Origin of the sequence: Candidatus Pantoea edessiphila (assembly GCF_002933335.1) — a bacterium.
In the GTDB taxonomy this organism is placed as follows: Bacteria; Pseudomonadota; Gammaproteobacteria; order Enterobacterales; family Enterobacteriaceae; genus Pantoea_C.
Map to the genome: position 1 here is coordinate 94,273 of NZ_PDKS01000001.1, position 16,332 is coordinate 110,604.

General features: G+C 28.4%; 13 protein-coding genes. 11 read left to right on the forward strand and 2 right to left on the reverse strand.

The annotated features are described in order from the left end of the window. The first annotated feature begins 88 nt into the window (after positions 1-88). The 6 genes from truA (at position 89) to CRV11_RS00515 (ending at position 6,451) form a co-directional block, all read left to right on the forward strand. Positions 89-907, forward strand: coding sequence for a tRNA pseudouridine(38-40) synthase TruA (gene truA, locus CRV11_RS00490; RefSeq protein ID WP_136131383.1), 819 nt, complete (start codon positions 89-91; stop codon positions 905-907). Between the two features lie 157 nt (positions 908-1,064). Then, positions 1,065-1,985 carry an acetyl-CoA carboxylase, carboxyltransferase subunit beta gene (gene accD, locus CRV11_RS00495; RefSeq protein ID WP_136131384.1) on the forward strand — a complete coding sequence of 307 codons (921 nt, stop codon included), beginning with the start codon at positions 1,065-1,067 and terminating at the stop codon, positions 1,983-1,985. A gap of 32 nt (positions 1,986-2,017) precedes the next feature. After that, complete coding sequence (folC, locus tag CRV11_RS00500) at positions 2,018-3,289, forward strand: bifunctional tetrahydrofolate synthase/dihydrofolate synthase (RefSeq protein ID WP_136131385.1); 1,272 nt, start codon at positions 2,018-2,020, stop codon at positions 3,287-3,289. 483 nt (positions 3,290-3,772) lie between these two features. Next, the gene (locus tag CRV11_RS00505; RefSeq protein ID WP_136131386.1) at positions 3,773-4,276 is read left to right on the forward strand and encodes a CvpA family protein; all 504 of its coding nucleotides are present in this window, start codon (positions 3,773-3,775) and stop codon (positions 4,274-4,276) included. A gap of 29 nt (positions 4,277-4,305) precedes the next feature. After that, on the forward strand, positions 4,306-5,823 hold the full coding sequence (gene purF, locus CRV11_RS00510) for an amidophosphoribosyltransferase (protein ID WP_136131387.1): 1,518 nt from the start codon (positions 4,306-4,308) through the stop codon (positions 5,821-5,823). 58 nt (positions 5,824-5,881) lie between these two features. After that, positions 5,882-6,451, forward strand: coding sequence for a UbiX family flavin prenyltransferase (locus CRV11_RS00515; protein WP_136131388.1), 570 nt, complete (start codon positions 5,882-5,884; stop codon positions 6,449-6,451). 53 nt (positions 6,452-6,504) lie between these two features. On the opposite strand, the gene pta is transcribed toward CRV11_RS00515, so the two are convergent. After that, positions 6,505-8,640, reverse strand: coding sequence for a phosphate acetyltransferase (pta, locus tag CRV11_RS00520; RefSeq protein ID WP_136131389.1), 2,136 nt, complete (start codon positions 8,638-8,640; stop codon positions 6,505-6,507). Between the two features lie 65 nt (positions 8,641-8,705). Next, positions 8,706-9,902, reverse strand: a complete 1,197-nt coding sequence (locus tag CRV11_RS00525) for an acetate kinase (RefSeq protein WP_136131390.1) — start codon at positions 9,900-9,902, stop codon at positions 8,706-8,708. Between the two features lie 1,526 nt (positions 9,903-11,428). Here CRV11_RS00525 and ndhC point away from each other — a divergent pair. The 5 genes from ndhC to nuoF all read left to right on the forward strand — a co-directional run bounded on the left by ndhC (position 11,429) and on the right by nuoF (position 16,298). After that, positions 11,429-11,815: an NADH-quinone oxidoreductase subunit A gene (ndhC, locus tag CRV11_RS00530; protein ID WP_136131391.1), complete on the forward strand. Its 387-nt coding sequence runs from the start codon at positions 11,429-11,431 to the stop codon at positions 11,813-11,815. Between the two features lie 57 nt (positions 11,816-11,872). After that, positions 11,873-12,550, forward strand: a complete 678-nt coding sequence (locus CRV11_RS00535) for a NuoB/complex I 20 kDa subunit family protein (protein ID WP_136131392.1) — start codon at positions 11,873-11,875, stop codon at positions 12,548-12,550. An 81-nt stretch (positions 12,551-12,631) separates the two neighbouring features. Next, the gene (gene nuoC, locus CRV11_RS00540) at positions 12,632-14,431 is read left to right on the forward strand and encodes an NADH-quinone oxidoreductase subunit C/D (RefSeq protein WP_136131393.1); all 1,800 of its coding nucleotides are present in this window, start codon (positions 12,632-12,634) and stop codon (positions 14,429-14,431) included. A 2-nt stretch (positions 14,432-14,433) separates the two neighbouring features. Continuing rightward, on the forward strand, positions 14,434-14,949 hold the full coding sequence (gene nuoE, locus CRV11_RS00545; RefSeq protein ID WP_136131394.1) for an NADH-quinone oxidoreductase subunit NuoE: 516 nt from the start codon (positions 14,434-14,436) through the stop codon (positions 14,947-14,949). A 2-nt stretch (positions 14,950-14,951) separates the two neighbouring features. After that, on the forward strand, positions 14,952-16,298 hold the full coding sequence (nuoF, locus tag CRV11_RS00550) for an NADH-quinone oxidoreductase subunit NuoF (RefSeq protein ID WP_199732488.1): 1,347 nt from the start codon (positions 14,952-14,954) through the stop codon (positions 16,296-16,298). The last annotated feature ends 34 nt before the right edge of the window (positions 16,299-16,332 follow it).

Sequence of the window (16,332 nt, forward strand, 5' to 3'; positions counted from 1 at the left end):
TATTTTAATTATATTAATAATTATTGTATTTGCAAGATTCTTTGTGATATTAACAGAAATTAAATATAAATTAACGTAAGGTTCGTTAATGTTTTATGAAAAAACAAAAAAAATAGCAATGTGTATTGAATACGATGGTAGTAACTATTATGGATGGCAACGCCAAGAAAAAATAGCTACCGTACAAGAAACAATAGAAAAAGCTATTTCAAAAATAGCTAATCATTCAGTTAATGTTTTTTGCGCAGGTCGTACAGATACAGGAGTTCATAGTACAGGACAAATAATACATTTTGAAACAAACGCCAATCGTAATATAAGTGCTTGGACAAAAGGTGTTAACTCTAATTTACCCAATAGTATCTCCGTTCTGTGGGTCAAAAACGTATCCAATAAATTTCATGCTAGATTTAGTGCAGTTGCTAGAAGATACCGTTATATAATTTATAATTATTCTATGCGTCCAGCTATTTTAAATAATGGTTTAACACACTGTTACTATCCCTTAAATATACAGACAATGCAATATTCTAGTAGATGTTTATTAGGAGAACACGATTTTTCAGCATTTTGTGGTTCTCCTTGTCAGTCTATAAATTTTAAAAGAAATATAATACATCTTAATATTATACGTTTAGGATATTATGTAATTATAGATATTAAAGCAAATGCTTTTTTATATCATATGGTACGTAATATTGTAGGAAATTTAATTGATATTGGTATAGGAAAAAAACCATCATCATGGATGAGAATATTATTATTATCAAAAAATCGTACTTTTGGATGTTCAACAGCTAAAGCTAAAGGACTATATTTAGTTGAAGTAGAATATCCTGCGTATTTTTGTTTACCTAGAGTATCTATAGGACCGTTATTTTTACAGAATATAAAAAAAATGTATTAATATATCCATACATAAATATCATATTATACAATTAATTTATTTTTGATCAATATATTTCCTATAACAGAAGAAGATAGCTATCATAAATAATACCAACTTTGTTGTTTTAGTAAAGTGAATATGACCATTGATGAATTATGAAATAGGTATAGCATAAATGAGCTGGATTGAACGTATTTTTAATAAAAGCAAGATTGCTCCTCTTTTACGTCGTACTAATATACCAGATGGAATATGGACTAGATGCGATAACTGTAATCAAATATTATATCGAATCGAATTAGAACGGAATTTAAGAGTATGCCCAAAATGTGATCATCATATGATAATAAAAGCTCGAGATCGCTTAAATCATTTATTAGATTTAGATAGTACAATGGAGTTAGGTGATAAATTAGAACCTAAAGATATACTTAAATTTCGCGATTCTAAAAAATACAAAGATCGTTTGTTATCTGCTCAAAAAAAAACTGGAGAAAAAGATGCCTTAGTTGCAATGAAAGGAAAATTATATGAAATTCCTGTTGTAGCTGTAGCATTTGAATTTGATTTTATGGCTGGGTCAATGGGATCTGTGGTTGGTTCTCGTTTTGTTCTTGCAGTAGAACAAGTTATGAAGGATCTTTGTCCTCTAATTTGTTTTTCTGCTAGTGGTGGCGCACGGATGCAAGAAGCATTGATATCTTTGATGCAAATGGCTAAAACCAGTGCTGCATTAGCAAAAATGGGGGATTTAGGTTTGCCTTACATATCAGTGCTTACTAATCCTACTTTAGGAGGTGTTTCTGCAAGTCTTGCAATGTTAGGTGATCTTAACTTGGCAGAACCCAAAGCTTTAATAGGATTTGCTGGACCTCGTATTATAGAACAAACAATAAGAGAAAAACTTCCTCTAGGTTTTCAACGTAGTGAATTTCTTATTGAAAAAGGTGTTGTTGATATGATAATTAGAAGACCTCAAATGCGCTATAAGTTAGCAAATATAATATCCAAAATGATGAATATTCCTGCTCCATCGATAGATGATGGCGAAAAGTTTAATTTTAGTAATCAATCAAATAACAATTATAATAAATAGATATATAACTGTTTTTACAAGTATATATGAAGATGATAAAAAAAAACAATTGTCAATTTTACAATAAATCAAATTCATTACAATCATGGCTTGATTATTTAGAACGTATTAGTAATAACGTATATTTAGATATAAATAAAATAAAATCAGTAGCAAAAAATTTGAATTTATTAACACCAAAAGAATTTGTGTTTATTGTTTCAGGAACAAACGGAAAAGGTACTACATGTCGTACAATGGAAGTACTTCTTCTAACATCCGGATATCGTGTTGGTGTCTACAGTTCACCACACTTTTTAAGCTACATTGAAAGAGTGCGTATTCACGGAAAGGTATTAACTGAAAAAGAACACATTAATTCCTTTAAAGAAATTGAAAAAAATCGCAATAATATTTTATTGACTTATTTCGAATTCAGTACTCTTTCAGCATTATATTTATTTAAACAATCAAATCTTGATGTAATAATTTTAGAAGTAGGAGTTGGTGGTAGGCTAGATGCTACAAATATTATTGATGCGGATGCTGCTATCATTACTAATATAGCTATTGATCATACAAATCTATTAGGAGTAGATAGAGAACAGATTGGTATGGAAAAAGCTGGTATATTTCGTCCAAGTAAATTAGCAATAGTAGGTGAATCTGATATACCCTCTAGTGTTTTGAAAATTGTTAAAGAAAAAAAAATAAATCTATTGCAAATTAATAAAAATTGGTTTTATCACAAACAAGATAAACAATGGTGTTTATATGATAGTTATGGTTCTTTAAGTAATTTACCTTTTACACAAGTTCCTTTACCTAATGTTGCTACTGCCTTAGTAGCTTTGCGTGCTTCTAGATTTCAAATATCTACGGAACAAATTTATAAACAATTAATAAAAATAAATTTACCTGGTAGATTTCAAATAATACGTAAATATCCATATATTATTTTTGATGTTGCTCATAACCCACACGCAGCAAATTATTTATCTTCTTGTCTGGAGATTTTACCACAAAAAGGTAAGGTACATGCATTAATAGGTATGTTTCAAGATAAAGATATCAAAGGAACTGTAACTGCTTTAAAAAAGCAAGTTGATTATTGGTATTGTGTAACGCTAAATTGTCCGAGAGGAGCCAAAGCTGATCAGATTAAATCACATTTAACAAATGCATATGTTTTTGCGGATATTAAATGTGCTTGGGAAGTAATTATCAAAAACGCACAATTTCAAGATACTATATTAGTGTGTGGCTCATTTGTTACAGTATCTCAAATTATGAATTTAATTACTAATAAACAATATGTTTATTAGTAATTAAATTTATATTTTATTGTATTTTATGTTAATACATAATATGTTCTTTAATTTAAATAATTCATCTAAATGTAGCTAATAGATTATTATCAATAAATATTGTTTGAATAAATAAAAAAATATATTAGTTAAAATGAATAAAATATTTTTTATATTAATTTTAATTATATTATTGAATAATTTAATACATTAAAAAGTGATATTTAACTTGAAATACATTAATGTTAGTATAATGTAGATATATTATTAATTGAATTAAGTAAAATTTTAATAATTAAAATATGTTTGTAATTAATCAAATATATTTATATAAATTAAATTTGTTTTAATATTTAACATAATATTAAGTTAATTGAAAAAATGATTAGAATATATAAACTTATAATTTTACTTGTTTTAGTGTTTTTACATAAAATATTTATAAAACTTTATCTTATGTTTTCTAACAATTTGTAATATTTTAACTCGAGGTTAAACAATATGATTTGGATTGATTACATAATACTTAGCATGATTGCTTTTTCAGTTTTTATTAGTCTATTTCGTGGGTTTATATACGAAGCTTTGTCTTTGTTTACTTGGGTATGCGCATTTTTCTTATCCAATGTATCTCATGAATATATCATGACATGGTTGCCATTATTTTTTGGCAATTATTTAATTAGGAAAATCATTGCTATAACCTTGCCATTTTTTATTACTATGATTATAGGTGCATTATTAAATAATTTAATTAGAATCCTAGTAGTAAAAAATGGTTTATCTGGTACAGATAGAATACTTGGAATATGTTTTGGAGCAATACGTGGAGTTTTAATTGTATCTTTAATTATTTTTTCCTTAAATATTTTTACTGATATTGCTAAAAGTACAGATTGGAAAAAATCACAATTAATTCCTCATGTTAATCACTTAATAAAAAATTTTTTTGATTATTGTAAGACATATCGTATTTTGAATTTCGATGAGCATAAAACATGTTAAAAACATACTTCTTCTAAGGAAATATTATAATGTGTGGTATTGTTGGCATTGTTAGCTTTATATCAATAAATCAGTATATATATGATTCATTGACAGTGCTGCAACATAGAGGACAGGATTCTGCTGGTATTTGTACTATTGACAAATCAAATTGTTTTCGTTTAAGGAAAGCAAATGGTTTGGTAAGAGACGTTTTTAATAAAAAACATATGAAATATTTACAAGGAGATATAGGTATTGGTCATGTAAGATACCCTACTTCAGGAAGTTCCTGTGCTTCAGAAGCACAACCATTTTATGTTAATTCACCTTACGGTATTACTTTAGCACACAATGGCAATTTAACTAATGTTGATGAATTGCGTAAATATTTATTTAAAAATAGTAGACGTCATGTAAATACTCATTCAGATTCTGAAGTTTTGCTTAATGTTTTCGCTCAAGAATTAAGCGATTTTCAACATAATTCTTGTCTGAAATATCAAGATATATTTAAAGCAGTTACTGGAGTTCATAAAAAAATAAGAGGTGCTTATGCAGTAATATCAATGATCATTGGACATGGAATAGTAGCTTTTAGAGATCCCCATGGAATTCGTCCTCTTATATTAGGAAAACGTATTACCGCAAATCGTGCTGAATATATGGTAGCATCTGAAAGTGTAGCCTTAGATATAACTGGATTTACAGTCCTTCGAGATGTTGCGCCCGGAGAAGCAATTTATATTACTCAGCAAGGTAAGTTGTTTTCTTGTCAATGCGCTGAAAATCCCCAAAACAATCCATGTTTATTTGAATATGTTTACTTTGCAAGACCAGATTCTTGTTTAGATAAAATATCTGTTTATAGTGCTAGAGTAAGAATGGGCACTAAACTTGGAAAAAAAATTTCTCGAGAATGGAAACACTTAAATATAGATGTTGTTATTCCAATTCCTGAAACTTCTACTGATATAGCATTAGAAATCGCACATATTATTAATAAACCATATCGACAGGGATTTGTAAAAAATAGATATGTAGGTCGTACTTTTATAATGCCAGGAAATAATGTAAGAAAGATAGCAATCAAGCGTAAGCTTAATACTAATCGAGCTGAATTCATTAATAAAAACGTATTACTAGTCGATGATTCAATTGTAAGAGGTACTACTTCAAAACAAATCATAGAAATGGCAAGAGAAGCTGGAGCAAAAAATGTTTATTTAGCTTCAGCTGCGCCGGAAATTAGATTTCCAAATTTTTACGGTATTAATATGCCTAATTCAACAGAATTAATAGCACATGGACGTAAAACAGAAGAGATTTGTGCCTTAATTAAATCAGATGCACTAATTTTTCAAGATCTTAATGATCTTATTGAAGCAGTACGAGAAGAAAATCTAAATATTACTCAATTTGAATGTTCGGTTTTTAATGGTGTTTATATAACTAGAGATATTGATGAAAATTATTTGAACAATTTTAATTGTGTATATGATAAAAAAAGTAAAGTGACTTTATGCCGTGAAGTAGAAAATCTTGAAATATATAATGAAGAAAATTAAATACTCTAAAACCAATAAATTAATTGATTAGTTTTATATTAAATATTAAGGTCGATTTATGAAACGACTTATTGTTGGAATTTCAGGAGCTAGTGGTATTATATATAGTTTACGAATGCTACAAGTTTTAAAAGATTTAGAGGATATTGAAACACATCTCATAATGAGTCATTCTTCTTATGAAACGTTAAAGATAGAAAGTGATTTTAGTTTAAGTAAAGTTCATAATTTAGCAAATGTAGTACATAATGTTAAAAATATAGCAGCTAGCATTTCATCAGGTTCTTATAAAACTATTGGTATGGTAATTTTACCTTGCTCAATTAAAACTCTTTCAAGTATTGTTAATTGTTATAGTGATTCACTGTTGACCCGAGCTGCTGATGTTGCGCTTAAAGAAAACAGGAAATTAATATTATGTCTGAGAGAGACACCATTACATATTGGTCATTTACATATGATGATCAGGGCTTCTAGATTAGGTGCTATCGTTATGCCTATGGTGCCAGCATTTTACCATAATCCTACAACTATAGACCAAATAATTAACCAAACAGTTAATCGAATTATTGATCAATTCGATATTGTATTACCTGAAGATTTATTTAAACGTTGGAACGGTATATAATTAATAATTTTCATTTAATAGAACACCTGTAAAAATACTAAGGAAGAAAGTAATCATTTTATTTGCTGCAGAGATTGAATTGCAGTTAAAGCAATAGTATACACTATATCATCTACAGAAGCTCCCCGGGATAGATCGTTTACTGGTTTACGAATTCCTTGCAACATTGGTCCAATAGAAATCAAATTGGCTGAACGTTGTACTGCTTTATATGTAGTATTTCCTGTATTGAGGTCTGGAAATATAAATACTGTAGCTTTACCAGCTACTTTAGAGTTCGGTGCTTTAAATTTAGCTACATCTTCAACAATTGCTGCATCATATTGTAAAGGACCATCAATTATTAAATCTGGTCTTTTTCTTTGAGCTATAATAGTTGCTTGACGGACTTTTTCAACATGGTTACCAAATCCAGAATTTCCAGTTGAATAAGATATCATTGCAACAATTGGCTGAATACCAAAAAACTTGGCAGAATCAGCAGATTGAATTGCTATTTCTGCCAGTTGCATAGGATTAGGATCTGGATTTATCGCACAATCACCATACACAAGAACTTTTTCAGGTAATAACATAAAAAAAATTGATGAAATTAATGAATTATTAGGTGCGGTTTTTATTATTTGCAATGATGGCTTAATTGTGTGCGCTGTTGTATGAACAGCACCAGAAACTAATCCATCTACTTCGTTGTTTTCCAACATCATAGTTGCTAATACTACATTATCTTCTAGTTGTTCTTGTGCTATTGATTCTGTCATTCCTTTATTTTTACGTAATTCAACCAGTCTTGGTATATAATTATGTTTTATTTTATTGGGATTAATAATTATGATATCGCTTTTTAAATCAATATGTTCCGATAAAGCTATATCTCTTATTTCATCTGCACATCCTAATAGAATACAGCTTGCTATTTTTCTTTCAGTACAAATAGTTGCTGCTTTTATAGTACGAGGTTCATTACCTTCTGGCAAAATAATACATTTATTTGATTTTCGTGCTAATTCAGTTAGATGATACCGAAAAGCTGGTGGTGAAAATAAGCGATAAATACTATTAGAAGAGAATTTTAGTGAATTAATCCAATTAGTACTAATGAAACCGGCTATATATTTTTGTGTTTTTTCAATACGATAAATATCATCAGCAGGTATATTTATGTTTAAATTTTGCAAATTAATAGATGTTTGCCAAGTATTAGAACTAACCATAAACACTGGTACGCCCGTCTGAAAAGAACATTCACATAATTTAGTGATACAATTGTTAATTTTATAATTACCAGTTAGTAAAATTGCCGCAATTTTTACTCCATTCATAATTGCTAAACATATTGCAATTATTACTTCCGGTCTATCCGCAGAAGTTATTAACATTGATCCAGGTTTTAAATATTTTACTATATTTGATAGGCTATAATTACAGAAAGTTATAGATTTTATTCTACGAGTTATAATATCACCTCTATTAATAATATGTGCTTTAAGGTGATTATATATATCTATCGCTCTAATTGACATAAGATCATGATTCCATGGTATACACCCAAGAATAGGCACAGGAATATTTTCACTTATTTTATTAATATATTCATTCCGGTGAAAATTTATATCTATATCACTATCATTAGTTATTTCCGAAATATCATGGTAAATATGGTTATGTTGATTCATAGGAGCGTTTAATTTATTAATTATAACACCAACTATATTCTTGTTTTTTATTCCACCAAAACTGTTGGAAGTTAATTTAATATGTTCTTTAATATGTAATAAGTCACCACTATCTATCGACAATATAAAAATAATTTCTGCATTTAATGCTTTAGCTATTTCATAATTTAATGAGTTGGAAAATTGGTATTTTATCGGTAAACCTTCAATTAAAACTACTTCTATATTCTTTGAACAAAAATAATATTTAGATATAATTTCTTCTATTAAAATATCTTGTCTATTAACACTTAGTATTGACTTAACAACTTTCATTTTTAATGATTTGTTAGCGGCAATTAAATTGTGTTTACTAAATATATCATTAAACTGATCGTATTTATCATTTTGTATAATTGGTCTAAAAATTTTAACGCTAATGTCTTTACGTTCTATAGCATGAATTAATCCCAATATTACGCTTTGAAAGCCTACATTTTCATAAATCGGAACGAGTATAATAGCACGTGGCAATATTCAATCCTTAAATTTTATCTTAAAAATAATCAACATTATTTATTTAATTTATTTATAAATAATTACTTTATTAAATTTGATGTTTCTTTAGCAATTATCAGTTCTTCATTAGTTGGAATAACTAATATTTTACGGTAATTTTTTTTATTTATATATCCACACTTACCAAACCTATTAATCAGGTTAAGTTTATAATCAATTTTAAAATTTAATATTTGTAATTTTTTTAATACAAAATCGCGCACCATAGCAGAATTTTCACCAATACCTCCAGTAAATACCAATGCATCAAGCCTGCCTTGCATTACAGTAGTATAACTGCCAATGTATTTTGCTATACGATGACAAAACACATCCATTGCACGTTTTGCCTCTTCCTTAGTTGTATAATTATCTTCAATATAACGACAATCACTTGTAATTTCAGTTAGTCCCAATAAACCAGATTTTTGTGTTAATAATATATCTATTTCCTTTATACTCATACCCAATGAGTTATATAAAAAAAATATTATTGCTGGATCTATATCACCACTTCTAGTCCCCATTACAAGTCCTTCTAACGGTGTTAATCCCATTGAAGTATCTACACAGATACCATTACGAATAGCAGATATTGAACTGCCATTTCCTAAATGGCAACTTATTATATTAAGTGTTTTTTGTGTTTTTTTTAATATTTTTGCTGCTTGCTGCATTACATATAAATGGCTTATACCATGTGCTCCATAGCGACGTATACCATGATCTGTGTACAATTTATATGGTAAAGCATACAAATAAGAAGACTCTGGAATTGTTCTATGAAAAGTAGTATCAAATACTGCAACATTTTTGTCATTTAGTTGAGGAAAATTTTTCATTGTTTCATTAATACCAACTAGATGTGCTGGAATATGTAATGGCGCAAATGAAATAGCATTTTCAATGTTTTTAATGATTTCTTGATTTATTATTACAGAACTGGTTATATCTTTTCCACCATGTACTATACGATGCCCTATTGCTGCAACTTTGTTTAATATTTTGGTCTCTTCTTTTAGAATATTTTCAATAATAAATTTAAGTATTTCTTGATATTTAATTCCTTTTTTTAATATTGCTTCTTTTTTTTGATAATTAGATATCCATGTTATTTTTGAAAGATAACAAAATTCAGCCAAACCAGAAATATACTTATTACCTTTAGTAGAATCCATTATAGTAAATTTAATTGAAGAACTACCACAATTCAGAACTAATATTAATTTGTCTGACATATACTTGCCTTTATATAAAAATCAAATTTTATTCAAAAGATTTATAATTTATTACCTTAATTTGTTAATATTTAAATTATCGATAATTATTAATATTTATTATTTAGTTATATATAAAAGAAGATAAATTATACATTTGATCCTATATAATGTATTAAAATATATGCCCATAAAAATATTAACAAAATACAAATTTTTAGTTAATGAATTATTAATTTTATCGATTAATTTTATTTAAATTAACAATAGATATTATAATAAAAAAAACTTCTGTTAGTATAACTTTAATTACATCTTGTAGTATAACTTTAATTACATCTTGAGAAGGAAAGTAATCTATTGTCTATGAAATTTAAAGTTTCAATCTATATTGTGACTATTCTTAAGATATTAAAAAATAACAATAAAATATCGGCAGTAAAAAACTATTGAGCAATATTTTATTTATTATAAATAATATTATTATACATTTCATCAAAAAAATTATATGTAAGATTTACTCCATTCTGTTGCTAAAAGCAATCCTTACTTAATGTAAGAAGATAATTTCGACCGTATTTTCATCGCGAAAATTGAGCATTAAGAGTAATTATTACAAAATATATTAAAGGAATTATTGATGATTTACAGTAATATGTTATTACTTGTATTTATAAATACAGCAACTACTATCGTCAATAATAAAGAATTAATATCAGGTTGATTTATCTATTTGCTAATTTAAATTATCTAGAATCAAAGTATGTTAATAATCTATTGAATTAATTATTGATTGATATCAATAATTAATGTATTTGATAGCATATACAATAGTCAATTATTTATACTAGGATAATAATAATTTATTTTATATACTTTTTTAATTTACTATCTTTGGTTGTTTTTTATTAGGAATAATTATTACAAACGTTATTATTTAACTCGATTTAGTTGTTAATAAATATTGGATATTTGGTTGTTAAAGAAAAAATTCAGCAACAAAATTTATTTATTTTATTAAAAAAAAGAACGTTTTAGACAAGATATTTATTTATCAATGTAAAATTGATAATAAATTTATGGTTTCCTATTACTTATGTTTAATAGTGTTATCAATATGTTGCCTTGATATAGCTTATCTTACATTTAACTATTTAATGTAATTAACAATGATATTTAAAAACAAATGTATTTGATCATTAAAATTAATTTACAAAATTGTTGTATAGAAATAACAGATAAGTATTATATTTCGTTAAATAATGTTGGTATTATAATACATTAAACAGAAAAATCGTATGTTCAATGAAATACTACATTTTTATTTAAAAACAATTACTAATTGATGAAGATCTTTTTATAAAAATTGCTTATTAAATATGTTTAAATTTCAAAAAGTAATTTAAAATATATTATATAAAATTGATTTTCTACTATTTAGACATTATAGAATATTTTTAACATATGATTTTAATTTAAAAATTATCTGTAGAATATTTATGTTATCATTAAGGAGTTATGTTAAAAGGAGTTATGTTAACAAAAACATGTCAACAAATAATGCAATGATGGGTCAAATCTGGGCTTTTGCTAGCTTTATTATTACTACATTTTGTTTTTGTATTTTGATGTTATTTGGAGGTTGGTTTTTAGGTGGTAGATCTCATGGACGTTATAAAAATATACCATTTGAATCAGGCATCAAATCTGTAGGTGACACTCATATTAAATTATCAATAAAATTTTATTTAGTTGCTATGTTATTTGTAATTTTTGATGTTGAAGCTTTATTTTTATATGTATGGGCTGTTTCAGTAAGAGAAAATAGTTGGTTTGGTTTTACAGAAGCTGCAATATTTATTACAACAATTTTGTTAAGTTTAATTTATATTGTAAGATTCGGGGTATTAAATATAGTTCCTAAACATCGTTAGATTCAATTTTATTTATATAAAAATATATTAAGTATTAAATATCAGGTAAAGTGAATTATGGATTATACATTAACTAAGGTAAACAATAATACTTGCGAAGATGATCATTATCCTCTGATAAAAAAACAAACAGTTAGTGATCCTTTACAAAAAAATATTAATCGAAACGTTTATATGGGAAAACTTAAACATGCTTTAAATAATATAGTAAATTGGGGTAGAAAAAATTCACTTTGGCCTTATAATTTCGGGCTTTCTTGTTGTTACGTAGAAATGACCACATCTTTTACTGCTGTTCACGATGTAGCAAGATTTGGTTCTGAAGTATTACGTTCATCACCACGTCAAGCTGACTTCATGGTCATTGCTGGCACGCCTTTTATAAAGATGGTTCCAGTAATTCAACGTCTATATGATCAAATGTTAGAACCGAAATGGGTTATTTCAATGGGATCATGTGCTAATTCAGGAGGTATGTATGATATATATTCTGTAGTTCAAGGTGTTGATAAATTTTTACCAGTAGATATTTATATACCGGGATGTCCACCTCGCCCTGAAGCTTATATGCAAGCATTAATGTTACTTCAAAAATCCATTGAAAAAGAACGTCGACCATTATCATGGAAAATGGACGATCAGGGTATATATCGTGCTAATATGCAATCAGAAAAACAAAGAAAAAAACTAGAAAATATTTCAGTAGTGAATTTAAGACCTCCTAATACAGTTTAGGAATAAATTAGTAAATTTATCGGTTGTTTTTTCTAATTAATCATATTTAATATTCTTGCTTATGGGGAAAAATGGTAGTTTATGATAAAATACTCCAAAAGTAACCTGGTCCCGCCATTATGGCAAAATCATGATCATTTAGATGATCCTGTAGTTAATGATTTATATGATAAATTCGGATCTGATTGTTTCTCTGTTCAATCAACCAGTATTGGATCTCTAGTATTATGGATTAAAAGAGATATATTATTGAATATAATTAAATATTTAAGAAATATGGCTGGCCAATATATAATGCTATATGATTTGCATGGTATAGATGAAAGATTAAGAACGAAAAGAAATAATTTACCCAAAGCTGATTTTTGTGTTTTTTATCATCTATTATCCATTGAGCGAAACAGGGATATAATCATTAAGGTAGCTCTTTTTGAATATGATTTACATTTGCCTACCATTACCAATGTTTTTGTTAATGCTAATTGGTATGAACGTGAAACATGGGAGATGTTTGGCATTATATTTGACGGTCACCCGCATCTCATCAGAATTCTTATGCCACAAACCTGGCAAGGATATCCTTTACGTAAAGACTATTCAGCGCGTGCTACTGAATTCGATCCTTTTACTCTTACAAAACAAAAAGAAGATGTAGAAATGGAAGCACTTACCATAAAACCGGAAGATTGGGGAATGAAACGTCGAACTAACAATGAAGAATTTATGTTTTTAAACATGGGTCCTAATCATCCTTCAGTTCATGGTGCATTTCGTATTTTCCTTCAGTTAGATGGTGAAGAGATTGTTGACTGTGTTCCTGATATAGGTTATCACCATCGAGGTGCTGAAAAAATGGGAGAACGTCAATCTTGGCACAGTTATATTCCTTATACAGACCGTGTTGAATATTTAGGCGGATGCGTTAATGAAATGCCTTATATATTAGCAGTAGAAAAGCTAGCTGGAATTACTGTTCCTGATAGAGTAAATGTAATTCGTATAATGCTATCTGAATTATTTCGGATCAACAGTCACTTATTGTGTATTTCCACATTTATTCAAGATGTAGGTGCTATGACTCCTGTATTTTTAGCATTTACAGATCGTCAAAAAATTTATGATATTATTGAGGCTATTACCGGTTCTCGCATGCATCCTGCATGGTTCCGCATAGGAGGATTAGCCAATGATCTTCCCAAAGGATGGGAGCATCTTTTAAAACAATTTCTTGATTGGATGCCCAAAAGAATAAAAAATTATAGTTCAGTTGCATTCGATAATAAAATATTTATGAACAGGTCTCAAGGAGTTGCTACTTACAATAAAGAAGAAGCCTTATCATGGGGAACAACTGGTACAGGTTTAAGGGCAACTGGTCTAGATTTTGATGTGCGCAAATGGCGACCTTATTCAGGTTATCAATATTTTGATTTCGAAATTCCTATTGGTTCTGGTATTAGCGATGCTTATACTAGAGTACAATTGAAAATAGAAGAAATATGGCAATCATTATCCATATTAGAACAATGTTTGAAAAATATGCCGCAAGGACCATTTAAAGCAGATCATCCACTTACTACTCCTCCACCTAAAGAAAGAACATTACAACATATAGAAACCCTGATTACGCATTTTTTGCATGTTTCTTGGGGACCTATTATGCCGGATAATGAATCATTTCAAATGATTGAAGCTACTAAAGGAATAAATAGTTATTATTTAATAAGTGATGGAGGTTCTATGAGTTACCGCACTCGTATAAGAACCCCTAGTTTTCCTCATCTACAACAAATACCTTCAGTTATTCGTGGAAGTATTATATCCGATTTAATTGTTTATTTAGGTAGTATAGATTTCGTTATGTCAGATGTGGATAGATAGTTATGTATAAAAAAATAATACCTGTTAAAACGATTCATCAAGACGAATTGTTTGTTTTAAGTAACGAAGAATATCTTTCTATAGAAGAAGAAAAAAAATATTACGAACATAGTCGTTCTGTATGTATAGAAGCTTTAAAAATAGTACAAAAAAAAAGAGGTTGGGTATGTGACAATGCAATTAAAGCTATTGCTGAGATTCTAAATCTTTCTTATAGCGAAGTAGAAGGTGTAGCTACTTTTTATAGTCAGATATTTAGAAAACCAGTTGGTCGTAATATAATTCGTTACTGCGATAGTGTAGTTTGCTATATTAATGGGTATAAAGATATTCAATTAAAATTAGAGCAAAAACTAAATATTAAACCAGGTAAAACTACTTTAGATAATAGATTTACTTTATTACCAGTTTGTTGTTTGGGAAACTGTGATAAGGGACCAACTATTATGATAAACGAAGAAACCTATATTAGGTTAAAAATAGAAGATATAGATTTTATGTTGGAACAATATCAATGACGATAAAGACAGTTACTTATAATGCTGAAACACATCCTTTAACTTGGCGACTGCATAAAGATAAAACACCAGTATGGATTAATGATTATTGCAAAAAAAATGGTTATAAAGGTGCTGAAAAAGCTTTAAAATCTATGACACCTGATGAAATCATCTCTTTAATTAAAGAATCCGGTTTAAAAGGCCGCGGTGGAGCAGGATTTCCTACTGGTGTTAAATGGAGTTTAATGCCAAAAGAAGAATCTCTAAAAGTACGTTATATAATATGTAACGCTGACGAGATGGAACCAGGTACTTATAAAGACCGACTACTGATGGAACAAATGCCTCATCAATTAATTGAAGGTATGTTAATTGCTGCTTTTGCATTAAAATCTTTTCGTGGTTATATTTTTTTGAGATGTGAATATATTGAAGCGGCAACTAATTTACATCGTGCAATTATTGAAGCAAATCAAGCAAATTTTTTAGGTAAAAATATCTTTGGTACTGATTTTAGTTTTGAGTTAATTATCCATACAGGTGCAGGTCGTTACATATGCGGAGAAGAAACGGCTTTAATTAATTCATTGGAAGGCAGGCGCGCTAATCCTAGATCTAAACCTCCTTTTCCGGCAAATATAGGTGTATGGGGTAAGCCAACTTGTATTAATAATGTTGAAACAATATCGAATACGCCAGCTATTTTATTAAATGGTGTTAATTGGTATCACAACATCTCTAATAGCGAAGATGCAGGTACTAAAATAATGGGTTTTTCAGGTAAAGTAAAAAATCCTGGTCTTTGGGAGTTACCATTTGGAATTACAGCGCAAGAGATACTTGAAGATTATGCTGGAGGTATGTTAGATGGTTTACAATTAAAAGCTTGGCAACCAGGAGGTGCAAGCACGGATTTTTTGACTAGCAATCATTTACACATACCCATGGAATTTTCTAGCATTAGCAAAGCAGGTAGTCGTTTAGGAACTGCAATGGCTATGGCTGTAGATGACAAAATTAGTATGGTTTCTTTGTTGGTTAATATTGAAGAATTTTTTGCTAGAGAATCGTGTGGTTGGTGTACACCTTGTCGTGAAGGTTTACCGTGGACTGTAAAAATTTTACGTGCAATAGATAATAAACAGGGTCAACCAGGAGATATAGAAATGTTGCAACAAATCTGTAATCAGTTAAGTTCTGGGAAAACTTTTTGCGCTCATGCGCCAGGTGCTATAGAACCTTTGCAAAGTGCAATCAAATATTTCCGTGAAGAATTTGAAGCAGGAATTTCTTTGCGATCTTTTAATAATTTCAAATCTATAGATGGTATTCAACCTAATACCCTAAATATGAATACAGTTTTATAATATAAAAACATTATAAATACTAATCTAATAATAT